General features: G+C 45.7%; 14 protein-coding genes. 10 read left to right on the forward strand and 4 right to left on the reverse strand.

The window, feature by feature from the left end; all coding sequences use genetic code 11:
• Positions 1-146 precede the first annotated feature (146 nt).
• Positions 147-9,896, reverse strand: coding sequence for an Ig-like domain-containing protein (locus tag DN730_RS15580; protein WP_115469078.1), 9,750 nt, complete (start codon positions 9,894-9,896; stop codon positions 147-149).
• 213 nt (positions 9,897-10,109) lie between these two features.
• Here DN730_RS15580 and DN730_RS15585 point away from each other — a divergent pair, with 213 nt between their 5' ends.
• Positions 10,110-11,597 (forward strand): SulP family inorganic anion transporter, encoded by a 1,488-nt coding sequence (locus DN730_RS15585; RefSeq protein ID WP_115469079.1) that lies wholly within the window; start codon positions 10,110-10,112, stop codon positions 11,595-11,597.
• Positions 11,598-11,609: 12 nt separating this feature from the next.
• Positions 11,610-12,455: a universal stress protein gene (locus DN730_RS15590; RefSeq protein ID WP_115469080.1), complete on the forward strand. Its 846-nt coding sequence runs from the start codon at positions 11,610-11,612 to the stop codon at positions 12,453-12,455.
• Here DN730_RS15590 and DN730_RS15595 read toward each other — a convergent pair.
• Positions 12,442-13,557, reverse strand: a complete 1,116-nt coding sequence (locus DN730_RS15595) for a GNAT family N-acetyltransferase/peptidase C39 family protein (RefSeq protein WP_115469081.1) — start codon at positions 13,555-13,557, stop codon at positions 12,442-12,444. The genes DN730_RS15590 and DN730_RS15595 overlap by 14 nt on opposite strands.
• Positions 13,558-13,733: 176 nt before the next feature.
• Between DN730_RS15595 and DN730_RS15600 the strand changes: the two genes are divergently transcribed.
• The gene (locus tag DN730_RS15600; protein WP_115469082.1) at positions 13,734-15,200 is read left to right on the forward strand and encodes a RimK family protein; all 1,467 of its coding nucleotides are present in this window, start codon (positions 13,734-13,736) and stop codon (positions 15,198-15,200) included.
• A gap of 104 nt (positions 15,201-15,304) precedes the next feature.
• On the opposite strand, the gene DN730_RS15605 is transcribed toward DN730_RS15600, so the two are convergent.
• Positions 15,305-16,537, reverse strand: coding sequence for a pyridoxal-phosphate-dependent aminotransferase family protein (locus DN730_RS15605; RefSeq protein ID WP_115469083.1), 1,233 nt, complete (start codon positions 16,535-16,537; stop codon positions 15,305-15,307).
• A 667-nt stretch (positions 16,538-17,204) separates the two neighbouring features.
• On the opposite strand from DN730_RS15605, the gene DN730_RS15610 reads away from it, so the two are divergent.
• From DN730_RS15610 to DN730_RS15620, 3 genes are all read left to right on the forward strand, one after another.
• Positions 17,205-18,065 (forward strand): HAD-IIB family hydrolase, encoded by an 861-nt coding sequence (locus DN730_RS15610; RefSeq protein WP_245957991.1) that lies wholly within the window; start codon positions 17,205-17,207, stop codon positions 18,063-18,065.
• 60 nt (positions 18,066-18,125) lie between these two features.
• On the forward strand, positions 18,126-19,355 hold the full coding sequence (locus tag DN730_RS15615; protein WP_115469084.1) for a glycosyltransferase family protein: 1,230 nt from the start codon (positions 18,126-18,128) through the stop codon (positions 19,353-19,355).
• Between the two features lie 72 nt (positions 19,356-19,427).
• A complete protein-coding gene (locus DN730_RS15620; protein ID WP_115469085.1) occupies positions 19,428-21,179 on the forward strand; it encodes an alpha-amylase family glycosyl hydrolase in 1,752 nt (583 codons plus the stop codon).
• Between the two features lie 57 nt (positions 21,180-21,236).
• Here the strand turns inward: DN730_RS15620 and DN730_RS15625 are convergent, their stop codons facing one another.
• A complete protein-coding gene (locus DN730_RS15625) occupies positions 21,237-23,090 on the reverse strand; it encodes an ABC transporter ATP-binding protein (RefSeq protein WP_115469086.1) in 1,854 nt (617 codons plus the stop codon).
• A gap of 192 nt (positions 23,091-23,282) precedes the next feature.
• On the opposite strand from DN730_RS15625, the gene DN730_RS15630 reads away from it, so the two are divergent.
• The 4 genes from DN730_RS15630 (at position 23,283) to DN730_RS19100 (ending at position 26,088) form a co-directional block, all read left to right on the forward strand.
• On the forward strand, positions 23,283-24,491 hold the full coding sequence (locus tag DN730_RS15630; protein ID WP_115469087.1) for a Bcr/CflA family multidrug efflux MFS transporter: 1,209 nt from the start codon (positions 23,283-23,285) through the stop codon (positions 24,489-24,491).
• Positions 24,492-24,502: 11 nt separating this feature from the next.
• Positions 24,503-24,850, forward strand: coding sequence for a HopJ type III effector protein (locus tag DN730_RS15635; RefSeq protein ID WP_115469088.1), 348 nt, complete (start codon positions 24,503-24,505; stop codon positions 24,848-24,850).
• A 164-nt stretch (positions 24,851-25,014) separates the two neighbouring features.
• Complete coding sequence (locus tag DN730_RS15640) at positions 25,015-25,836, forward strand: HAD-IIB family hydrolase (RefSeq protein ID WP_115469089.1); 822 nt, start codon at positions 25,015-25,017, stop codon at positions 25,834-25,836.
• A gap of 105 nt (positions 25,837-25,941) precedes the next feature.
• Positions 25,942-26,088, forward strand: coding sequence for a hypothetical protein (locus tag DN730_RS19100; RefSeq protein WP_158541228.1), 147 nt, complete (start codon positions 25,942-25,944; stop codon positions 26,086-26,088).
• Positions 26,089-26,115 lie beyond the last annotated feature (27 nt).

Genomic DNA, 26,115 nt, shown 5'->3' on the forward strand with positions numbered 1-26,115 from the left:
CTACTCCAATCAATCTTTTACTTTGCCCAATACTATATCAATGATGCGACATTTTCTGTCATGGAAGGACGCAATCCCAGAAAAAGAAAAGCCAGCAAAGGGGATAACCCTTTGCTGGCTTTGATCACCTTATACAGTGGCCTAGGTTAGCCATCCATATTGATGTTGTACTCTTGGTTATTGAAGATCACACTGATGGTGTCGTCCGCTGCCACCGCGCTGTCAGCTCCAAAGGTCGCGACTTCCTGTTCACTACCTTCTTCACCAATAGATAGGTGCTTAACGCCTTCTTCATCTTCAGTAAGCGATACATTGGCTTCCAAGAACGCTTTCACTGCATCTTGATCTTCCGAATTCGTATCAGACGGCAAGTCCAATAGATCCGAGATATCGAGTGCATCTTCAGAGGCATCGAAGTCCATGATGATGTCTTGAGTAAAGCCATCACTTAGATCGTTATCATTATCGAGGATAAAGATATCTTTCCCAGCTCCACCAACCAGTACATCAACCGATTCATCGTCGCCACCAAATAGGACATCATCTCCGACGTTCCCTAAGAGATTGTCTTCTCCGGACGTCCCAGATAGGAAGTCATCATTCGAAGAACCAACAATCGCTTCTTCATCCGACGTGCCCATCAACTCATCATTGACGCCATCGGTACTGATCGAAGCGGTTAAGTTAAATTCGCCAACTTCACCACCAGATGTACTGACGACGGTCAGATCACTGATTGATGTAGCGCCTTCAGATACTGTTACCGTATAAGATCCGTCTTCATTCTGGGTCAGATCTGCTCCAGCTTGCTGTAGTTTAGCACCAGCCGGCACACCATCGATAACCACACTGGAAACAGACTCATCCGTAGCAAGATTCGCAATACTCACAGCCACCGCATAGCCAGCTACCGCACCCGTAGTATTAAAGGCACTTGCATCACCGATAACATGGCCATCAGAGAACTTGATGTTCTCAAAACCACCAATATTCCATTTGATGCCATCCTCGTTATCAAGGTAATCCTGATAAGTGTAGCTTTCAAATACGATCGAATCCGTACCTTCACCACCTTGGAACCAGCTGTCGTCATCTATTTTTCCACTGATAACGACATAGTCGTTTCCACTTCCTGCATCGATCGACGCATCATCGACATTACCAGAAACAAATAGGCTGTCATTTCCGCTACCTAGGTTGATATGACCTCCATCTTTAAGCTTGCCAATGGTCGCCGTATCGTTTCCAGACCCCAGATCCAAGGTTGCTTGAACTTCATCTTTGATAAAGACTTTATCATTACCACTGCCTGTGGAAATGTAGCCCTCACTCTTCAGGTCATCATCGACGTGAACAGAATCATCACCATCTCCGGTTTGGAGACTTGCTTTAACATCATTGTCAATATAAACGCTGTCGTTGCCGCTTCCTGTACTAATATCGCCATTTTTGTGTAGATCATGACCAACGTATACGCTGTCATCACCGCTACCAGTTTGCAGGCTAGCTTTAACATCATTACTAATGTCAATCAGATCATCACTGCCATCAAATTGATGCCATTGATCATAGTTTTCAACATCATAGGTCGCATTGTCGACAACTTCTGCTTTTGATCCAAACCCATCCCAATTTCCAATGATGCCAGTCACTGAAACCGTCACACTTGCAGTGTCATTCGAGCCGCTTACGTTGAGAGTAGCTGTTGCAGTGTCTATGCCACCTTGGCCATCGCTAACGATATAATCAAACGATGCTTCACCGGTGTAGCCCGCATTTGGTACGAACACAACGTTACCATCCACATTGAGATACGCGTAGCCATTCTCAACGTTGTCAACTGACGTGATTGATAACGTATCACTGTCTGCATCCGTATCATTTGCTAACAAGACCTCCGCATCAATGACAACTGCCTGACCCGCTTCAGCGACAACGCCGTCGATCAAGTTGCTTGTCAATATAGAACTATCTAGTTTGAAGTACGTTTCGCCACCATCAGCACTCAACTCTGGCTGGAACACATAATCACCGCCCTGATCCCACCACAACATTTCAATGCTGTGATAGCCAGATTCTGTCACAACAAAGGAGTCATGTTCTGTAGATCTTGGGGATTGGTTATTAGCAACCGTCGCTACAGCATTACCATCTACACTGATTTGGTAACCGTCATCCGCATACACTTTGAAATTATATGTTCCCGCTTCTAAGTAAACGTATCCGGACAAACGAATACCGCCATCACTGGTCGTAACTGGATCATTACTTAATGTGCTCGCATCATCTCCTAAGAAGTCTTGGAGATGCGTCCCCTCACCAACATCACCACTACCTCTTTGATAATCAATGTCCGCCCCGATAAAGGTCGCATCCGCTTCTTTATCCGCAATCAATGATTTGAAGGTCTCCAAGTTACTGATTTGTTGGTTCAGGCCAAAGTATTCACCACTCAATCCGGCAAACGTTGGAATGTTATCGTCGGTCGCAACCGGCGCACTGTTCTCAGCATTTACAGTAATCGTTAGTTGGTTGTTCACCACATCGCCGTCGGCATCTCGCACTTGATAAGTGAAGATAGCTTCGTCTGATTGACCCGGTTCAATGCTCGTAGCGAATGCACTGCTAGGTGTAAATTCGTAGGTTCCATCAGAATTGATTACCAACGATCCATCATCAGTAGTAATCGTTTCAGCGACGATAACGCCACCGTCTGCACCCACATCAGAAGCCAATGTTACGTTGCCCATAACTGCTCCATAAGCGACGGATGACACTTCAACCTTAGCAGCAAGTGAAACGACGCTAGTCTCACCTTCTTCCGTAGACAAATTAGTTGCTATATTGCCAGCCTCATCGACAAAACCAGCCAAAGAAACGGTGTAAGTCGAGCCTTTCACAGTCACTTCTTCTGACGACAAGTTAGTTAAACGAACAATATCCGCACTCGGCTCACTGGAGTTAGACGTTGCGTCGTGCTCTAAATCCGCCGTTAGCGTTACTGCCACATCTTGCCCGGCAATGTTTACCGTCAATTCATAGGTCACCTTAGAGGTTTCAAGTGACTTATAGCTGCTGCTAATAGCAGTATTCACATGAGTGAACGTGCCTACGGTGAACGTATCGGACATTGACAAGGTAGATTGTGGGTCTGAATCAGCCAAGGTCAAAGAGGTCTTATTAGAAGATCCATCTTCATCAGTCCAAGTTACTTGGTCAATAAGGCTATCTTCATCCAGCTCGTTCTCGTGCGTCTGATTTGTTCCATCAGAATACACGTTGTTAGCAAAGCCACCTGCTATTCCTACTACAGAGAAACTTGACGCCGCAGTAGACGTAATGTCTACAGTGTCTGAAGTCGCTGCAGACTGAGGTGCATCGTCGACAACTGTCACTGAAACATTTTGAGTATCAGTAAGCGAGCCATCAGAGACTGTTACACCAAAGTCGAAGGATAGCGATGCGTCGTTAGACCCTGCGTGATCCACTGGCCCAAGCAAGGTAACTGTGTATTCACCCTGTCCTGCGTCAACGGATGTTAGCTCTACACGCACCACGGTCTCACCATCTGCTGTTCCAACTAGCGCACCATCGACAGTCGTCCACGTAATAGGCTCGCCACCTGATGTCATCGACGCTTGAGGAGCGACTAATGTCACATTCAAATCGGTGACAGACGTATCTACATCAGAGAACGTAAATGCACCCGTTACGACCGTGTCAGTGCCGCCGTTCACAAGCCCGTCTTCGTTTACCGATACATCACTATCACTCAATACCAACTCTGGTTTGTCGTTAACCGCTGCCACAGAAACAGTGGCCGTTGCGGACCCAACGTTACCAAATTCGTCCTGAATCTGATAAGTAATCTCAGCCTGACCGACAAAGTTAAGCGCTGGCGTAAATGTGATGGTTCCATCTTCATTAACCGTCACACTTCCTTTCGTTTCATCAACCGAGACGCTGCCAGATACCAATGTCGCACCCGCTTCGTCATTTGCTAATACGTCAATAACTAGCGGTTGCGCATCTTCGTCCATCGCAACTTGCTCACCTTCAGCGCTAGCAGTGGTGTCAAACGTGACATTATCACTGCTAGACTGCGTACCCGTTGAAAGCTTAGCGGACACCTCTAATTCGCTACCATTAGATGTATCAACATCAATCACGGCTGTAAGCGAACCATCGGCAATATGCTGCTCAGTGACAAGAACATTTAGCGAGCCGTCACCATCATCAGTCGAGATGGTTACCATATCTCCCGCTTGAGCGCCGAGAGGGAGATCCACTCGGATATTCAAGTTACCTTCCAATTCAGAACCGCTGACAATGCCATCGTTATTAGCATCTTCGGTAATTACGACAGTCGGCGTAAACAGCTGATCTAATGTATAAGTAACACCGTCAATTTTGACGTTCTCAACATCAATCAACAGCACCACATCACCCGTATCACCACGTGTGATTTGGAGGTTACCGTTTTCTTGAAGCACGAACGTTGCTTGAGAAGCATCGAAGTTCTGGAAGACAACCGTATCCGTACCGGCGCCGCCATCGATAGTTAGAGCATCATTGGTGTCATCGACACTCACGCGAATCTGATCATTACCAGATCCGGTAAGAACATAGTCATCGCCTTGTTCCGTAGCAATATTTGCCCATTCTCCATGCCAATAGTGAGCTGTGTTAGAGAACTCGCTTGTATTACCTGCCGTGTCTGTCTGAGTCACCTTGAAGAACTCGTTGTCATTCACTGGAACGTCCCCAAGGTTTGATACATCCAGTGACCACGTACCAGAAGATGAAACGGTTGTAGTCACTTCCGTTAACTCTTGGTACACATCTGTTGTTTGCGTGTCGTTTCCAGCGGTCGTAGAGTCAGGAAGAACCCAAAGCGTTATCAAAGCACCCGCCTCACCCGTACCATGCAGTGTCACGGTTGAGTAATCCGACGCACTGGAATCATCAGTGATATTAGTGATTACAGGTGGCGCGACTTGAGTGTCTTTCTCTACCGTCATTTGCTCTGACTGACCAGGGTTGCCACTCTCATCGACCACATCGACAACAACGGTCAAAGTGCCATCTCCTAGCTCAGAGACGTCAACCGACGCTTCAAAGTAATAATATCCACTACCATCGTCTTCAATATTGACGTTTTCAGTGATCGTAATTTCATCACCATTTTCATCTTGAATTGTGATACTGGTTACATCACCTCCTTGCTCAATCCAGCCGCCAACAATGACGTTACCTTGTTCATCAAAGTTAACTATCCCGTCGTAATTAGCTTCTTCAACGAATGCGTCCACATCAGCGAATAGGTCAACTTTATAAATCTCAGTATTACTACTAGAGAAGCTATTTCCAACCTCATCTGTACCAGTCACGGTGCCTGTTAAGAAAGGATTTGCTAGATTAGTCGCAGCTAATACTGAGCCTTCAACCGGTACACTGAACAAGTATCGACCAGAACTATCTTGATCAGTCGATACGGCAGCTTCTCCAATAGCTTGGCCTTCTAAATAAATCGTTACCGTGTCACCTGGCTGTGCTTCACCAGACACCCAGCCTGTAACGTTAACTATTACACCTTCAGCGGATTCAGAAGAGTTGATAATACTATCAGATGTGATTCTATCGACATCGATATTTGCGTATGCGGTGACATCTACTGAGTGCGTAGATGTCACTTTACTTTCGACTGTGTTGCCCGCGGCATCTTCCGAGCTCACGACCGCATCGAACGCCGTATCCGCTGCCAAGTCAGAACCCGCTACGTCAACAGACCATTCGCCGTTTGCATCAACCGTTGTTGTGTAGGTCTCGCCGTTGATTTCAAGAGTCACGGTATCGCCTTCTGCGATATCGCCACCTGTCGCCGTACCGGACACCGCAACTGTGCCTGCCGCTTCACTCGCGTTGATCACGTCATCAGATGTGATCGCATTCACTGTCACCGTACCAGCCGTCGCTTCTGTATCAACGGTATGAGTTGAAGAACCTGTACTTTCGACTGTGTTGCCCGCGGCATCTTCCGAGCTCACGACCGCATCGAACGCCGTATCCGCTGCCAAGTCAGAACCCGCTACGTCAACAGACCATTCGCCGTTTGCATCAACCGTTGTTGTGTAGGTCTCGCCGTTGATTTCAAGAGTCACGGTATCGCCTTCTGCGATATCGCCACCTGTCGCCGTACCGGACACCGCAACTGTGCCTGCCGCTTCACTCGCGTTGATCACGTCATCAGATGTGATCGCATTCACTGTCACCGTACCAGCCGTCGCTTCTGTATCAAGCACTGCGCTATCATAGCCTTTATCAGATTTATTACCGGCTATATCAGTAATACTTGCCTCGACAGTTAAAGTCTCACCTTCTTGTGGTACATCAACAGTAACCAGCACTTCACCCGCAGTGATATGTGCTGCAGTAAGTTCAATTTCTGCCCCATTTACAGTTAACGTATCACCTTCTACCGCATTAGTGTCAGTTAAAGAGATAGTTACATTAATTAGAGCATCAAGTTCGGACGCACTAATTAAACCGTCATTATTATAATCTTCACTAATCGTTACTCCTGGGGCATTAGGAGCAGTGATATCGAAAATTTGAGCAGTTGCATTAGCAGACTCAAAATCTACATTCTCGTAGTTACCGCCAAATACATCTGTAACTGTAGCAGTAATACTTCCTGCAAGAATTTCATCCGAACCAAAATCAACCACCAAGGTGCCAGTCGTTTCGCCTGCCGCGATCACGATGTCGCCCTGATCCGTGGTGATGGTCACTTCGGTTTCGGCCGCATTCGACAAGGTCGCTGTGAAGGTCACGCTCGCCGCGTCTTCGTTCACATCGCTGGTTGTCAACGTCACCGTCGTTGTGTCGATCGTATCTGTGATTTGTGCCGTCGCGGTCGCTGAGCTGAAGTCCACGGCTTCGAAGTTGCCGCCGTCCACTGCACTCACGGTCGCTGTGATGCTTGAAGCATCCACGTACACGTCGCTGTCTTGCGTATCAACCACCAAGGTGCCAGTCGTTTCGCCTGCCGCGATCACGATGTCGCCCTGATCCGTGGTGATGGTCACTTCGGTTTCGGCCGCATTCGACAAGGTCGCTGTGAAGGTCACGCTCGCCGCGTCTTCGTTCACATCGCTGGTTGTCAACGTCACCGTCGTTGTGTCGATCGTAAGGTCCACAGAGTGTGTTGAAGAACCGACACTTTTGACAGTGTTACCCACTGAATCTTTCGAACTAACAACCGCATCAAACGCCGTATCCGCTGCGAGATCAGACCCCGCCACATCAACAGACCACTCATCGTTTGCGTCGACGGTTGTTGTGTAGATCTTGCCATTGATTTCAAGGGCAACTTGATCGCCAGACTTGATGTCACCACCTGTGGCTGTACCAGTCACGGTCACTGTACCTGCAGCTTCCGCAGCACTTATCTCATCATCAGGCGTAATCGCATCAATCGTGACGGTACCTGCTGTCGCTACAAGATCAACAGTATGAGTTGAATTAGCAGATGCAAAATAAGGATTTCCTGCATTATCAGTACCCGAAACTGAAGCGACAAAAGATGTATCAGCCGCTAAATCAGCCCCCAATACATCTACAGACCAAGTTTTGTTAGCTTGGACGGTTGCTTGGTATGAAGAACCATTAACTTCAAAACTGACAACGTCACCTGCCTGTGCATCAAAGCCTACACGACCAGAAACAGTAATCGTTGTTTGAGCCTCAGCAGCGCTAACAACATCATCCGATGTAATAGAATCTACACGAATTGTTGCTCGCGCAGCAGTATCTACGAAATATGATTCAGTTGAAACACTCTGGCCAGTTTGACCAATAGCATTCTCAACAGTCACGGCACCTTCTACAAGGCTATCTATGTCAGCAGCCAAGTCAGAACCATCCACCTCTATAGAAAAGTTCCGACCATCTAGTTGCCCTGGATATGTTTTACCATTAACGGTAAGGATAATAGATCCAGAATCAAACTGGTCTCCAGAAACAGAACCCGTGACTGTGACCGTACCGCTCGCCTCAGCGGCATTTAAAATAGAGTCATCAGTAATTGGGTCTATATCTAAGTTGATCACTAACGGAGAGGAATCCACACCATGAACTGAACTTCCGATACTTCGGACTGTGTTGCCAACATCATCCACCGAATTTACAACCGCATCGAACGCCGTATCCGCTGCAAGGTCAGATCCTGCCACATCGACCGACCAGTTTCCTGAAGCATCGACCGTTGTATCATAAACGTTGCCATTGATGGTCATCGTAACGGCATCGCCTTCTGCGATATCGCCACCTATTGCACTACCCGTCACAACTACAGCACCTGATGCTTCTGCTGCATTGATCACATCGTCTGTAGTGATCGCATCAACCGTCACCACACCAGCTGTAGCCGTCGTATCTAACACGGCGCTATCAGAACCGTTCGCAGAAGAATTACCGGCCGCATCTGTAATGCTCGCCTCGACAGTTACTGTCGAACCTTCAACAGGAGCATCTACAGTGGTCAACACCTCACCGGCACTGATATGGGAAGCCGTCAACTCAATTTCTGACCCATTCACTGTCAAAGTATCACCTTCAACCGCTCCAGTGTCTGTCAGTGAAATGGTTACATTTACCTGACCATCAAGTTCTGCTGCATTGATGAAACCGTCCTTATTAACATCTTCAGTAATAATCACACTTGGAGCACTTGGTGCGGTAACATCCTGATCCGTACTATCTGTACCAGGGTTCGATACATTACCTGATGAATCAGTAATGGTTGCCTCGACTACTAACGTCTCACCTTCCGCTGGCGCATCAACGGTGGTATCTACCTGACCTGCTGCAATGTCGTCCGCCGTCAATACAATCTCTTTACCATTGACGGTCAAGGTATCACCCTCAACAGCACCTGTATCCTCTAAAGAAATGGTGACATTTACTTGGCCATCCGCCGTTGAATCTTTAATAGTGACGCCTGGAGCGCTTGGAGCAGTAACATCCAGATCCGTACTATCTGTGCCAGGGTTCGATACATTACCTGATGAATCGGTAATGGTTGCCTCAACGGTTAACGTTTCACCTTCAGCAGGGGCATCGACAGTTGTGTCGATCTGACCTGCTGCAATGTCGTCCGCCGTCAATACAATCTCTCTACCATTGACGGTCAAGGTATCACCCTCAACAGCACCTGTATCCTCTAAAGAAATGGTGACATTTACTTGACCATCAGTTGTAGCGTCTTTAATGGTTACATTTGGAGCTGAAGGAGCGCTGCTACTGGCACTACCAGTCTCAGACGGTGTAGAACTTGAATCAGTGTTTGTTACAGAACGCTGTTCGACAAACGCAAATGGATCAGGCGCCACTTCCCGGCCATAGAAAGAACTACCACCAGTGGACACTTCACGACTGTTATCTGTGTCATAGCCGTATTCGGGAAGAGCTTGTTTGTTAGAGCGATCGATATTGACATCGACAGTATCGTCGCCGTCATTGATAGTAGAGTCACCTGCAGCTGGAGCATCTTGTATTTGGGTCGGATCTTGGCCATCCAAAATGGCTTGTTGCAGTTCATCAAATTCTGCAGAGGAATCAGCAACGAGCTCTTGCCCATCGCCAAAGCTGAAAACTTCCTCGGTTATTTCTACAACGGCCTCATTCGCAACAACAACCTGGTTGCCATCGGTAAATTCAATTGTGGCACTGCCATTACCTACCGCAATGACTGTCTCACCGTAAAATATTGGGTCACCGGCTTTGATTACACGCTCTTGCCCGTCAATAGACTGGACTCGAACCGTACCCGTGATTTGCACTACAAAACCTACGGCGTTACCTAACGTTGCAAATGAAACTTGATTGTCGCTCATGATGATTCCCTAATATAAATTTTTCAGCTGTACACAACCATAGCCCCGCTTGGCAACATAATCTATTGTACTAAGGTACAGTCTTTACTCGCCCCGCTTAAATTGCCTTCATAATCCTGACTCTTTATAATGCCAACCTTCATTTCGCAGCATTAAGGCATGCAACGTGCCTGGCTTCGTCTGCTGCCAAATCAATTAATTAAAAGGGTGTCCATGACTGATACATTAAAAAGAGAATGGTTCTCGAACATACGTGGTGACGTATTGTCGGGGACGGTAGTCGCGTTGGCGTTAATTCCAGAGGCCATAGCGTTTTCCATTATTGCTGGCGTAGATCCCAAAGTAGGTCTTTATGCATCATTTTGTATTGCAGTGATCATTTCTTTTCTAGGCGGACGCCCTGGTATGATCTCTGCGGCAACGGGAGCCATGGCATTATTAATGGTGACCTTGGTTAAAGAACATGGTCTTGAATACCTTCTGGCTGCAAGTTTTCTTTGTGGCGTATTCCAAGTCGCTGCGGGGTATTTAAAGCTTGGCGGCCTAATGCGATTTGTATCGCGATCAGTGGTTACAGGATTTGTTAACGCACTGGCGATACTGATTTTTATGGCTCAACTACCAGAGTTAACAAACGTCACATGGCATGTGTACGCGATGACTGCAGCAGGGCTCGGAATCATCTATCTATTCCCTTACATACCGGTCATAGGTAAGACACTTCCAAGCCCACTAGTATGCATTGTTGTTTTAACCGCTTTTGCTATGGCCATAGGCTTAGACATTCGAACCGTAGGTGATATGGGTGAACTACCGGATTCGCTACCGATATTCCTATTGCCAGACGTGCCATTAAATTTAGACACTCTTCTTATCATCCTCCCCTACTCATTGGGACTAGCAGTCGTTGGGCTTTTAGAGTCTATGATGACCGCAACAATCGTTGATGATCTGACAGACACCACCAGCGATCGAAACCGCGAGTGTAAAGGACAAGGTATTGCCAACATGGGCTCCAGCTTACTCGGAGGCATGGCGGGCTGCGCAATGATCGGACAATCTGTTATTAACATTAAATCTGGCGGTCGCTGCCGCTTATCGACTTTTTTTGCGGGCGTATTACTACTGATAATGGTGGTATTCCTAGATGAACTCATCAGCCAAATTCCAATGGCCGCATTGGTCGCTGTGATGATCATGGTTTCCATCGGCACTTTCTCTTGGCAGTCTATTATCGACCTCAAGAAACATCCTATGTCGACCAATATCGTTATGCTTGCAACGGTCGCCATTGTTGTGGCCACTCACAATTTGGCACTTGGTGTCTTTGTTGGGGTGTTGTTAGCTTCTTTATTCTTTGCTAATAAGATCGGCCGCTTTATGGTCGTCAAAACAAAAGAAGAAAGCACAGAGACAACACGTACTTATAAAGTAGTGGGCCAAGTCTTTTTTGCCTCCTCGGAAAAGTTTGTGGATTACTTTGATTTCAAGGAAGCCGTACAAAATGTTGTAATAGATTTATCGCAAGCGCATTTTTGGGACATCACTTCCGTGTCAGCATTAGACAAGGTCGTCATCAAGTTCCGCCGTGAAGGAGCTAAAGTAGAAGTCATTGGTATGAATGAAGCAACAGCAACAGTTGTAGATAAGTTCGGTGTACATGATAAACCAGACGCCGACAGCATCATGAGCGGACACTAAGGGGAACGACCTATGGAAAACATTCTTGCATGCGTAGACGGCTCAAGCCAAACACAAAATATATTAGAAGCATCAGCATGGGTTGCCAACAAGCTAGATGCACCTCTCGTTCTTCTCCACGCACTGGAGAAAACCGCTGATACAGAACGTGATTTATCAGGCACCATTGGCTTTAGTAGCCGTGAACATTTGCTGTCCGCGCTCACAGAGTTGGACGAGAAGCGCGCCAGCCTCGCGCTAGAAAATGGTCAACTTATGCTCAATGCCGCTCAGAGTTACGCTTCTGATAAAGTCGCTACGATAACGACGCTACAACGCCATGGTGATTTTGTAGACACACTCGAATCCATACAAAGTACTACCCGTTTATTTGTTATGGGCAAACAAGGCACTCACCACCCACGTAATGACGTACTAGGCTCCAACGTCGAAAGTGCCGCGCGTGCACTTTCTCAACCTATCCTAGTGATCTCAAATGAGTTCAAAAAGCCGGAAAGCTTTATGGTTGCATACGATGGTCGCGAGACAGCAGTAGCCGCGTTAGAGCGCATTGCACAAAGCCCCCTATTGAAAGACATCCCCTGTCATTTGGTTATGGTGAAACGCAATAAATCCGATGAGAAAATGACCCTTGATACTGCAAAGGCTAAATTGGATGGATTAGGGTTCGATGTCGAAGCGCACCTTATTAAGGGTGATAGCATTCATTCAGCTCTGCTCAACTACCAGCAAACCAACAATATAGGGCTAATAGCGATGGGAGCCTACGCACACTCCAAAGTGCGGCAGTTCTTTGTCGGAAGCAATACAACTAAGATGCTCACGGACTGTGAAGTACCTGTTATCATCCTTCGTTAATACCGAACACCACGGCCGCTCTTAGTTTGGAGCGGCCAAACTTACTCATTTTTTCAAACTCCCTTTTCAAAACTGGCACAAACTGACATTCAACTAAAGATGCGTCTTGCTCACAATCTGGGTCATGGACATAGATATGCTGTTCGTCATAACCTGTGACTACAACCCAATGAGGCGCTTTCTTGTTATCTAAACGATAGGTACTAATCAACACCAATACCCAATTGCCTTCATCGACTGCACTGGTTAACTGACTCATCGACAAAGGCTCATAACTCACAGGAATCTTTTGCGCTTCGCATAACGCTAAAAATTGATGATGAGTAACACTCAACACCTCTTTCTTAAGGTCATCTCGCACCCCATCCGCAAACAATACTTGATCATCACTTAACCAAACCTGACTTTCGAGACCTCGTTTAGCACCCGCTAAAGCCAACCCTAACGGATGACATCCTCCGTGGCCACTTGTCATATATATAGTGGTGGCCTCGCGCCAGATATCCAGCTCGAGCCCAAATTCGATATTGGGTGAACACTTTGAGGCACTCAAAACCATAAGCAGCGACGCGGGACCACAAGTAAACGGCGTCCTTTGACTTACATATGGAACATCCATCAATGTACTTGAATCATCCAACAATCGAACTCTTTTATGCATGCGTATAGCGGAACTTGCGTCCTGATAATATTCGCTGTAACGGCCAAAACGACGAAAACCTGCTTTTTCATACAGTTCTATTGCCACTAAATTGGATTCACTGACTTCCAAGCGTAGCGATATACAGCCATGTTTTGCAGCCGCTTTTTCTGAATGCTCAAGCAACTGCGCTCCAATCCCTTTGCCACGAGAACTCGGTGACACGGCAAGAGAATATAAACGCGCATGAGCTCTTCCTTTAAATAGATGTACCAATGCGTACCCAAGTAGCTGCTCGCCAATGGAGTCATGAGCAATCAGCATGACCGAAGCTTCAGACTTTATGCCATGACGAAGACTCCTGCGGCTCATACGGTCAGCATGAAAAGACGCTTTTTCCAACGCATCCAGCGCGTCAAGGTCTCCCATTTGCGCCACTCTAATCACGACACTCGAACTCATTTTAAGGCCTCTTGGATCCATATCCACACCAGTCAACAGGAGCGAATTCTATGCTTTAAAAGCAAAAATAAACAGCTCAAAAAAAGCATAAAACAAGCATCAAAAAAGCTGTTCTCCAGCCATAAAAAAGCGCATTATCCGGCTATCTCAACAACCCATTTTAAGGGGCATGTGGTATGGCTCAAACCTATATAATCGTTGATCATTTAAAAGACTGGACTGCTTTTTCTCCGAGCGACCGAGTGATTACGTTCCCCCAGTATTTAACCCTCACCACAAAGCCAAATGACCGGACACGCATCATCAATTTATGCAAGAGCAGCCGATATTTGTCGGACGGTTATTATTGCTCTCTGTTAGCAGAGAGTCGCGGCCACAACGTGATGCCATCCGTACGCGTATTGAACGACCTCAATAAAAAAGCACTCTACGATATTGAGCTATCGCAGTGGCTACCATTGCTCGCCGAAAAGCTAGGTAAACCTGATGAACCAAAAGTAATCAAAGGCCACTCCGTATTCGGCAACACTCTTGTTCCTGAGCTAAAAGAGTTTTCACGCAAGCTGTTTGAAAAATTCCCATGTCCCGTGATTGAGTTTACGCTGTCCTATAAAAAACAATGGCAAGTAAAAGCACTCAAAGCAACGTCCCATAGCAACCTTAATGACGAGGAAGAAACACTCTTTGCCGACGCTTTAGATCAATTCAGCAATAAAGTCTGGCAGCGAGCCCGAAAAAGTCGCAGCATTAAATTTGATCTTGCGATGTTAGTCAATCCAGACGAAGCCATGCCTCCAAGCGACACTCAAGCGCTTAAAAAATTTGTGCAAGCTGGCAAGCAACTTGGCATTCAAGTTGACCAGATAGGACCTAAAGATATCGTTCGTCTTGCTGAATATGATGGCCTGTTCATTCGAGAAACCACAAACATAGATCATCACACTTATCAATTTGCCAAAAAGGCAGAAGCTAGCGGACTGGTTGTCATGGATGATCCTCAATCAATCATGCGCTGCACTAACAAAGTATATCTTGCCGATCTGTTTAACACTCACAAAGTACCGTGCCCAAAGACACGCATCATCCATAAAGGCGAACTAGATATGATTGCCAACTTGGAACACGCCATCAGCTATCCAATGGTCGTCAAAATTCCTGACGGTGCCTTCTCAAAAGGCGTGGAAAAAGCTAAAAACCGAGTCGAATTGGAAGCATGTTTAGCGACTCTCTTTAAAAAGTCCAGCTTGCTGCTTGTACAAGAGTATCTCTACACGGAGTTTGATTGGCGAATTGGCATTCTGAACAATAAACCAATCTATGCCTGTCGCTATTACATGGTGAAGGATCACTGGCAAATTTATCAACACGCCGAGAGCACGAGTGAGAGTGGAGGCTTTGACACCCTACCGACTTTTGAAGTACCTCGCAGTGTCTTACAGGCAGCGATTGCTGCGACAAAGCCTATTGGTAATGGATTGTATGGCGTCGATGTGAAAGAACATAAGGGACGAGGTTATGTAATCGAAGTGAACGACAACCCAAGCATTGATCGCGGTGTTGAGGACAAATATCTAGGTGACGAACTTTACATGCAAATAATGGGAGAGTTTTTACGGCGCATGCAACAAAAACGCATTCATTAAGACATCCAATGCGATAGTTGCAATACATAACAATAAAAACCCATTACGGTACATCCATAATGGGTTTTAAAGGAAACCTAGTCTAATAATGTGATCTTCAGTCGCTAGGCAACGCTTCGAGTACGTCGTTGAGAAGTACTTTGTAAATATGATTCCATTTCAGCCATACCGTTTGGCTGATCAACTCGGATCCCTAGGTCTCTCATGGTACTGCCAAAAGCATGAAGCGTTCGGAACAAATTGTGCTCTCGACACTGTTCACCCATTTGCCCAATGCGGACAATAGGCTGACCAAACGATCCAGCGATTTCAACACGATAGACATCAGAAATGTGATCGCAGATTTGCTTTGCAGTCAACGTCTCAGGGATATTGATCCCAACCACCGAGTTCAAACGCGCCTCTTTCTCTTTAATAAACAACTCTAGGCCCATACCTTCAATACCCGCTTGCAGTGCTTTCGAGCAGCGCTCGTGGCGAGAAAATCTGAGTTCGAGTGTTTCTTCACACACAAGCGCTAGCGCTTCATGGAGCGCCATAATGCCAGACACTGGAGCGGTATAATGGTAACCATCACGGTGCCAAAAGTTTTCAGCCAAACGAGCATCAAAACACCAGTGTGTTAGCGGTGAAGAACGGTCTTCGATGACCTTCCAAGCTGCATCTGAAAAAGCGACTAACGATACACCCGGGATAGATGACAAGCCCTTTTGGCCGCCGGTGATTACACAATCAACGTTCCATTCATCCATTTTCAAAGGCATAGTACTCAACGTACAAACCGCATCAACCACGACTAAGCAGCCGTAGGATTTAGCAATCGCTGCAATATCTTTTAAGGTGTAATTGCAAACAGTGTTCGATGTCTCACCTTGAACCATACTGATCACTTTCGGACGCACTTTCTCAATTGCTTTGCGCACACGTTCAGGGTCAGCTGCTTCATGCACAGGAATATGCAGCTCATGCACTTCCGCTCCAGCTCGAGTTGCCATTTCCGCCATACGATGGCTGAAGAAGCCGTTATTCAAACACAGTATCTTTTCGCCAGGCTGCAACAAATTTACCGCTGACATTTCCATCGCAGCAGATGCCGGCCCCGCTACTCCAAGCACCCATTTGGATTCCGTCTGGAATACATATCGGGCCATCTGCTTAACCTGATCGATCACTTTGGCCATTGTGGGGCCTAAATGATTAATCACAACAGAGTTTGCTTTGGCCACACGTTCAGGGATCGGAACAGGACCGGCCCCCATCATGAGCAGCGGCTCTTGCGGAAGAATGTCATTTAGCGATTGAATTTGAGGACGGGGGATACCCGTTTTAGAGTCCATATTTAGCCTGCCTATAGCTGAGCGATTAAGAAAAATGAGGATCTTTCAGGAAAAATCAAATCTCGAATTTTAAAATAATTCAGAACAAAATTCGGGTTTTTCTTCTTTTCTAAAATAATCTACTGAAATAGTACTGCAAACGATCAATTTTTAAGACCCCTTTTTGTGAAAAGAGTCGAAATAACCATAACAAATACAATCCCCCATACAAGTCACCAATAGGTCAATTCATCCGCAGCATTAATTGCTTCAAGCACTAACAGGGCAAGCGCATTTTAAAACGTTCAAAAATTGCACACAGCTATGCATCAATGTCGTGCAAGACAAATTAGCGCACCAAAAAGAAGCATTTGAGATACTTTTCCCAAGCCATTGTGGCATCTTAAAAGTTCAATAACGTCCGAATGCCGCTAGCCAAGCACTCCGGATATACAGTTAGTTCCTATGTGTAACTCTAATCAATAAGATCTACTGAATCTCAACTCTGGTAACGCTTCGGCTGTCATCAAATTGTTTTGCAGTGACGCTAAACTCAATCCCTTTCTGACTTTTAGTAACTCTCTGGCAAGCAAATTGCTTTAGTTATCACATTAGTCATTTCAACTTTGACTAGGTCCTTGCAAGCTAAGGTTGCATTGACCCTTCATATATTACTTAGGAGGAAAGGATGAGGCTGCCAAAAACGGCATCTTCGTCTGATCGCATGACATCGAAACTGATCGTTTTTACAGATTTAGATGGAACCTTGCTGGACCATTTTGATTACAGCTTTACAGCCGCCAGCACAACCTTGACCTCTCTCAAAACACTGGGTATTCCGTGCATTATCAATACCAGCAAAACGTATTCTGAATTACTTTCTTTACGACAAGAGTTGCGACACAGAGACCCCTTTATTATCGAAAACGGTGCCGCTATCTACATTCCCAAATCTGCTGACTTAATCTTGTCTTCTGATATGGAAAGTAAGGGAGATTATTGGGTTAAGGCATTTGGCCCAAAACGTAAGACCCTAGTTGATTTAGCGCTTGCATTTGCTGAACGCTTTGACTTCATCAGCTATAGCGACCTTTCTCCCGAACAACTTGCCGAGTTCACAGGGCTAGATTGCGCAAGCGCCTCCCTTTCTTTACGTCGTGAATTCACCGAACCACTTATTTGGAAAGACTCCAATTTGGCATTGGAAACGTTCAAAACAGATATGGCCAAACATGGGGTCAAAGTTCAAAAAGGCGGTCGCTTTGTTCATCTCATGGGACAAGACTGTGACAAGGCCGTAGCAATGGCTTGGCTAAACGAGAAATACCAAGAAAAATACGATGCGCCGACCAAAATCATCGCGTTAGGCGATGGTGAAAACGACGTCGAAATGATTCGGCACGCAGATATCCCTGTGGTCGTTCGCTCACCTGTGCATATTCCTCCAGAAATTCCAAAACGAACAGATGTCTGGATCACAGAATCCTACGGACCAGCTGGTTGGAGCGAAGCGATCGACAAGGTATTGAGCATCGAAGGATACGTATAACAATCACACTGCCACCAATGAAAGTGAGCAGCTTATAAAGACAGGCTTTAGGAGATAATTATGGGTGATTTCTACCAGAACGGTATCATTACAACACTGCATAATCTTGCAAACCGTCCGCTCGAAGACATGGAAAAGGAACTGTGTGAATTCGCAAAAAAAAGACGCATGGCACTCATCCTTCCGTGCCTTTATTCAGAACTTGAAACGGATGCGATGCCGAATATTATTAAGCATCTCAAAGAAGTCCCTTATCTCGATGAAATCATCATTGGACTGGATCGCGCGACAGAAGAGCAATACCGACATGCTCTAGAATTTTTCTCTCAGCTTCCTCAAAAACACAAAGTACTCTGGAATGATGGTCCACGTTTACGAGACATAGACTCAGTGTTAAAAGGAGAAGCGCTATCTCCAAATGCTCCTGGTAAAGGCCGAAATGTCTGGTTTTGTATGGGCTACACCCTATCCGCTTCTGACGCTGAATCAGTCGCCATGCACGATTGTGATATCGTGACCTATGATCGCAGCCTTTTGGCACGCTTGATTTACCCAGTTGCCAACCCAAACTTTAGTTACGAGTTTTGTAAGGGATTCTACGCACGAACCGCAAACGGAAAAATGAATGGGCGGGTGAACCGATTACTTGTCACCCCATTACTCTACTCACTAAAAAAAGTACTAGGACATCTAGATTATTTAGATTATCTAGATAGCTACCGCTATTCCTTAGCCGGTGAATTCTCATTCCGCCGAGATGTCATGACCGACTTACGCATTCCGAGTGACTGGGGGCTTGAGATCGGGGTACTCAGTGAAATGTATCGCAATTACTCACCTAACCGCCTATGCCAAGTAGATATTGCAGATATTTATGATCATAAGCACCAAGATTTATCTGCAGATAATGATGAAGGTGGCTTATCCAAAATGTCCATTGATATCACCAAAGCCATATTCCGTAAACTGGCCACCAATGGCATCGTTTTCAACCAAGAAACATTCAGAACGATCAAAGCTACTTACTATCGAGTAGCCTTAGATTTCATTGAAACCTACCGCAATGATGCAGAGATTAATGGTTTAAAACTGGATGTTCATTCAGAAGAGCGAGCGGTAGAGCTGTTCGCAAGCAACATTATGAAAGCGGGTAACAACTACTTAGAAAACCCAATGGAAGCGCCCTTTATCCCAAGCTGGAATCGCGTTGTTAGCGCATTCCCAGGCGTTATGAAACAACTTGAACAAGCGGTTGAGCTAGATATGAAGGAGTTTGGGCCTAGTAAATAGGCCCTGTTTATCCTGTATCGTCTCAAGCGACGGCAATAGGTATTAAGTATCCAACCAAAAAGGTAGGTAATTATGGACTCAGCGCCTCTCTCACAATTAGAGCAACGACTCATTGGTCATATTCAAATACTTTACCCGCACTTGGATGCAGGTGAATTTACTCGAACTTGCTTATCGACCTTTGGTCTCGACCCAAAAACGGAGTCCCCACAGCCTCATCGTAATATTTGGGACCAGTCGGATACAATGCTAATCACCTACGCGGATACCCTACGCACAGACGATGAAGCGCCATTGACGACGTTGCACAAATTCGTGAAGACAGAGTTAGCGCAATGTATTTCCACAGTACATTTGCTCCCATTCTTCCCATACAGCTCTGATGACGGCTTCAGTGTGATGGATTACACTTCTGTTAAGCCATCAGTAGGGAGATGGAGCGATGTATCTACCCTATCAACAGATTTCAAAGTCATGGGGGATCTTGTTATCAACCATTGCTCCAGCCGCAGCATGTGGTTTGAAAATTTCAAAGCAGGCGTAGAGCCCGGCGCAAGTTATTTCTATGAAGCGTCGCCTAACACCGACATTAGTAATGTTGTGAGACCTAGAACATCGCCATTGCTGCGAGAAGTTCAAACCAAGGCGGGCGTTAAACACGTATGGTGTACATTCAGTCATGACCAAGTTGATCTAAACTTCGAAAATCCGACGGTGCTGCTCGAGTTCTTAAGTATTATTAAGTTATATCTGGAAAAAGGCATCCGCTGGTTCCGCTTAGACGCTGTTGCCTTTCTATGGAAAACACCGGGTACACCGTGTATTAATCTACCTAACACACATGAAATGATTCGCTTACTACGCCTGATGATAGAGCATTATGCGCCGGATGCGGTCATCATTACTGAGACTAATATTCCGAATCGGGAAAACTTAACCTATTTCGGTAACGCGAATGAAGCCCACTTGATCTACAATTTTTCGCTCCCCCCATTGTTGATTAATACTTTGGTCACGGGTAGCTGCGATCACTTAAAGAACTGGCTGATGCGCATGCCACCTGCGCAACAAGGCACAACCTACCTCAACTTTGTTGCCTCTCATGATGGTGTAGGACTTCGCCCTACCGAAGGGCTACTGAGTGAGTGGGAGCTAGACAACCTGATTAATACAATGAAACGATTCGGCGGCAAGGTTAGCTCCCGCACAACGCCATCAGGAGAGGCCAAACCATACGAGATTAATATTAGCCTTTGGGACGCGTTGAGTGGTTCGGTTAGTAAGGGGCCAGACCAATGGCAATTTGCCCGCTTTATGTGTGCAGCGGGCATTCAGCTCGCGTTAGAAGGATTGCCAGCTTTTTATATTCACTCCCTATTTGGTACAGAAAACGATCATGAACGCGTTGACAATACAGGTCAGTTCCGATCAATCAATCGCCATATCTGGAACATGGACGACCTTGAACATCGTTTAAATACGCCGACTCATCACCAGAAAGTCTTTAATGCCATTAGAGAGCTAATTCAAATTCGTCGTGGTCAAACCGCCTTTCACCCTAATGCAACCCAATATGTATTGCACACCGGAGACAAGCTGTTCGCGTTTTGGAGACAAAGCTTGGACAGACGTCAAAGCTTGTTTGCGATATACAATATCAGTGATGAACCACAAACCTTTAACTTAGCTGAGTTAAACCTAATAGCAACCGACGATTGGTGGGACTTAATTACAGACAATCGCTATGAAGATCGTATGGCGCACATCACCCTGATGCCCTATCAATTTTTATGGCTGGCCAATAAAAAGGGGAAAAAGAAATAGCCATCCTTGACCAACCATGGCGACACGAACAAAGTCGCCATGGTTGCATAGAAAAACCTACGACGCTCGCTCTTCTTCTATATCTTCAGCCAAAAAACCTCCGCTTTGATGTGACCAAAGCATTTGGTAGATACCGTTCTGATGGATCAGTTGTTCGTGCGTTCCTTGTTCGACCACTTCCCCTTTATCCAATACAATCAGACGGTCCATTGCAGAAATAGTAGACAAGCGGTGAGCAATTGCGATGACAGTCTTGCCTTCCATCAGTCGGTACAAACTAGCTTGAATCACAGCCTCCACCTCTGAATCCAATGCAGAAGTTGCCTCATCAAGAACAAGAATTGGCGCGTCTTTTAGCAACACACGAGCAATCGCGATACGCTGACGCTGACCACCGGATAACTTAATTCCTCGCTCGCCAACCATCGCGTCATAACCAGTATTACCGTTAGGATCCGTTAAACCCAAAATAAATTCATGAGCCTCGGCTTTCTTTGCGGCCGATATCATTTCTTCTTCCGTCGCATCTGGCCTTCCGTACAATAAATTCTCGCGCACGGTGCGATGTAACAAAGAGGTATCTTGAGTGACCATTCCAATATTGGCGCGCAGCGTTTCTTGCTGCACAGATCTAATATCTTGACCATCGACCCGAATCGCACCACGCTCAATATCGTGAAATCGCAGCAGCAGGTTTACGATAGTCGACTTCCCTGCACCAGAACGTCCTACTAATCCGACTTTTTCACCAGGTTTAATCATGAGCTTGAGTTTATCAATGACTTTGACATCGTTTTTACCGTAATGGAATTCAACATCATCAAATTCAATATCGCCTCGCGTCACTTTAATCGGCTTCGCGCCTTCTTCATCTTGAATGGTTAATGGTTTGGATAGCGTTCCCATACCATCAGCGACCATCCCGATATTTTCAAATAGAGAGCTCACTTCCCACATAATCCATTGAGACATACCATTGAGACGCAACGCCAAACTCACGGCAATAGCTATCGCTCCCACACTGATAATACTGTTGAGCCACAACCCAATCGCAACCGCCGAAACAATAAAAGCCAACAAATAGTTTAAACTTTGAACACAGACATTAAGGCCTGTGACGTAGCGCATTTGCTTATGGACTGTTTGAAGAAAACCATCCATAGATTCTTGAGCGTAGTTAAGTTCACGCTGGTTATGAGCGAATAGCTTCACGGTCGAGATGTTGGTATAACTGTCGACGATTCTTCCAGTCATACTCGAACGCGCGTCAGCCTGAGCTTCAGAGGTCTTCTTTAATCTAGGAACAAAATAAAGCTGGATCGCAATATAACCTGCAAGCCAAAACAGCATTGGTAGCATGAGACGATAGTCAGCTTGAGCAATAAGCACTAGCATCGAAACAAAATAAACGACGATATACACCAAAACGTCCAGCAACTTCATCACAGTCTCGCGTACCGCGAGGGATGTTTGCATCACCTTCGTCGCAACACGCCCCGCAAAGTCGTCCTGAAAAAAGCTGACACTTTGGCGTAAGACGAATCGATGCGACAACCAGCGGATTCGCATAGGGTAATTCCCTAAAAGGGTTTGATGTACGATTGCAGAGTGCATAAAAGTCACGAGAGGCATCGCGACCAATAACATCAAAGACATTCCAATCAATCGCCCACTTTCATCTGCGAGAAAGGTGTCAGGATCTTTAGCAACCAGCCAATCAACAAGCTGCCCCATAAAACTGAATAATACGACCTCTAGAATCGCCAAAGTAGCAGTAAGCAGTGACATCAATATAAGAGGTATTTCAACTCCCTTGGAGTAATGGCGGCAAAAAGCAAACAGCGTTTTAGGGGACTCTTGAGGTTCGTGTGACGGGTAGGCAGACAGCCAACGCTCAAACAGCTTTAGCATAGAAAAACTCGTTTTTTAGTCGTTATTAATTGGGGAATAAGTGAACCATAGTTCTCGCACGATAACTATTAAATCGTGATTTTTAAAAACTTTTTTAGCCTTATTTCCTCAATTACACATAGGCATAAAATCCTTAGAACTCTATAATCTTTTCTCGAAATTCTTATCTTTTAAATCAACATTTAGGCATCTATGCAACTCACCCTTCCCGTTATATTAGTACTGGGCCTACTATCAGGACTTACCCCTTTAGCGATCGATGCATATCTACCGAGTTTTCCATCCGTCGCTGAGGACTTAGGCCAAGACATCGCTCATATCCAACTAACATTGAGTATGTACCTACTTTTTTTTGCGGTTTTTCAAATACTCTATGGTCCCATTTCAGATGCTGTCGGACGACGTAAGGTGATCTTTGTAGGGCTAATCATTTTCATGATGGGCAGTCTTGTCTGCGTCCTCGCTCCTACTTATGAACTTTTGTTAACAGGTCGAATCATTCAAGCAATTGGGGGAGCTGGCGTGGCCGTCACGGTTCCAGCCATGGTAAAGGACAATTTGACGACTAATCAATTTGCCAAAGCGATGTCTATGATTATGTTAGTCATGGCACTAGCGCCTCTCGTTGCCCCCATTTTAGGTGGAGCAATATTGGTGGCGTTTGACTGGCATGCCATATTCGTGTTCCTCATGATTCTTACCATGATCGCAATGTTCCTCTTCCATAAGTTGATACCTGAGACACTACCAACAGACAAACTGTCGCCGCTCTCCTTTAGGCACTCGTTAACTAATTACTACAAGCTAATCCGTAATCCTTTTGTGCTTGGTTACATATTGGCAGGTGCTTTTCACTTTGCCGGATTGATGTGCTTCGTAACGGGAGCATCCTTCGTTTACATCAAACTTTATGGGATTGATGAAGGAGTCTTTGGCTTTTTGTTTGGCTTAAATGTCATCACGATGATGGCCGCTACAACAATAAATGGCAGGTATGTCGAAAAAGTAGGGATCGACCGATTAATGCGCTACGCAATGTATATTCTGGTGGCTGATGCGCTGTATTTGGGCGCATTATGCTTCATGACAGAACCACCTTTACCCGCCTTAATCATTGGCTGCATGTTGTTTACTGGCCCCATAGGGATCCTCGGAAGTGGCACTATGGGCGGAGCCATGCGTAGAGCTGGCTCTTTGAATGGCAGCGTTGCGGCCTTAGCTGGCACTATTCGTTTCTCGGCAGGTGCGCTTAGTGGCGTCGTTCTGAGCACTCTTCACAATGGTACCTTTGTTCCAATGTTAAGTATCATGGTAGCCTGCGGCCTTTGCACTTATATAATTTACCAGATTGTTCAACGCTTTGAGGTGCTATCACCTTTCTCAGAGCCTAACCAAACCTAAAGAGTTTTAGCATGTTTACAACACACACTTTAATCGACCAACTCTCAACTAACCCTCAGTCCGTATCTTTTCAAGACGTTATGGCGTTAATTGATGATGAATACAGCTTTACACCAACCGCGTTTAAGAATGGCTCTCAGCAAAACCAAGCAGGTGAAAACAATGGCTCATGCAAAATTCTGTCATTCGCCCAATTAAACAATTTGCCTCAAGAATTGACCCTTCACCTATTTGGCGACTTTTATCGCCTAGATGTTCTCAACAATCCAGAAGGTAACGATCACCAAAATATCCGACAGTTCATCCTCAACGGATGGGAAGGCGTTTCATTTGCGTCATCGGCACTCGTCAAAAAGTAACATCTCACCAAGAGCTAAAGTGTTCAATCAGCCACTTTAGCTCTCGCAACTCGTTTGAAGAATATTAAGCACTTTATCATTATTAATACCCGCCAAAAGGTGACGTCCGATCAACAAATCTGGTATTCCTATTAGTTGAATCCAAAAACATCAAGAGGCTCACGATGGATTTAGTCGTCTTTGACCTTGACGGTACACTTCTCAATAAAGAACAAACGCTATCTCCTATGACAGTTGATGTTCTAAATCGCATGAAGCGTGCCAATATCGCTTATACCATTGCAACAGGAAGAACCCATCTTGCCGCGAGCCGTTGTATAAGTGGCCATCAATTCCCCCTATGGCAAATCTTTAAGAACGGCGTTGAGTGGTGGCATCCTGACACCAAAACATACCGCCACCACGGCATACTTGAACTAGAGTCAATCCGTGGAGCCTTAGAACATTTTGAAGAGCAAGATATAACACCATTCATTTTTTGTATTGAGCCCGACGGTCAGCAAACAGTGTTTTATAAGGCATTGACCGACGATCATGCGCAAGCGGTTTTCAATGAACTTTCCAGTCATGACAATGTCTCTTTAAAAGAGATTGGAGAGATGCCCGAGAATGCAAAGGTCATCAACATCAGCGCTTTAGGGCAACACGCACCTCTGGCAGAGATTGTGAAGGGCTGCAAGGAGCATGACCACCTCATCGCTTATAGTGGCGGCGGAATATATCATCCCAATACACATTGGATCGACATCCACCACAGTAGCGCTTGTAAGGGGTCTGCGATCGAGGCCTTGAAAAAAGAGTTAGGAGCCACCAACATAATAGTATTCGGTGATGGCGATAATGATCTCACAATGTTTTCTATCGCAAACGAAGCGTATGCCACTGCGAATGCTTCAGACAGTATTCAAAGCAAAGCAAACTCGACGATTGGACACCACGACGAAGATGGCGTAGCGAAATTTTTAATTGAGCGTTTTAGCCTTTAGTTGGCGCTATATATACGTTCGTTACGTAAATGCAACAAAACAGGCTTTACCTGAGTGAAAGATTCACTCATAGTTAAGTCGTAAACTGATAAGTGGAGAAAGATTATGTTTGAATTTACCCTATTCATCGTTGCCGTAGCGGGTGCGTTTGTAATGGTACATTCACTAGCTCAACACGCTTCGCAACGACGCATGAAAGCACAACCGATCAAAATTGAAAAAGAGCAGCTGCCTAACAAGCGCCGTTTATAATCCAAGCCTCCACAGTTCGAAGCGTCG

Source organism: Marinomonas piezotolerans (genome assembly GCF_003362755.1).
GTDB classification, from domain to species: Bacteria; Pseudomonadota; Gammaproteobacteria; order Pseudomonadales; family Marinomonadaceae; genus Marinomonas; species Marinomonas piezotolerans.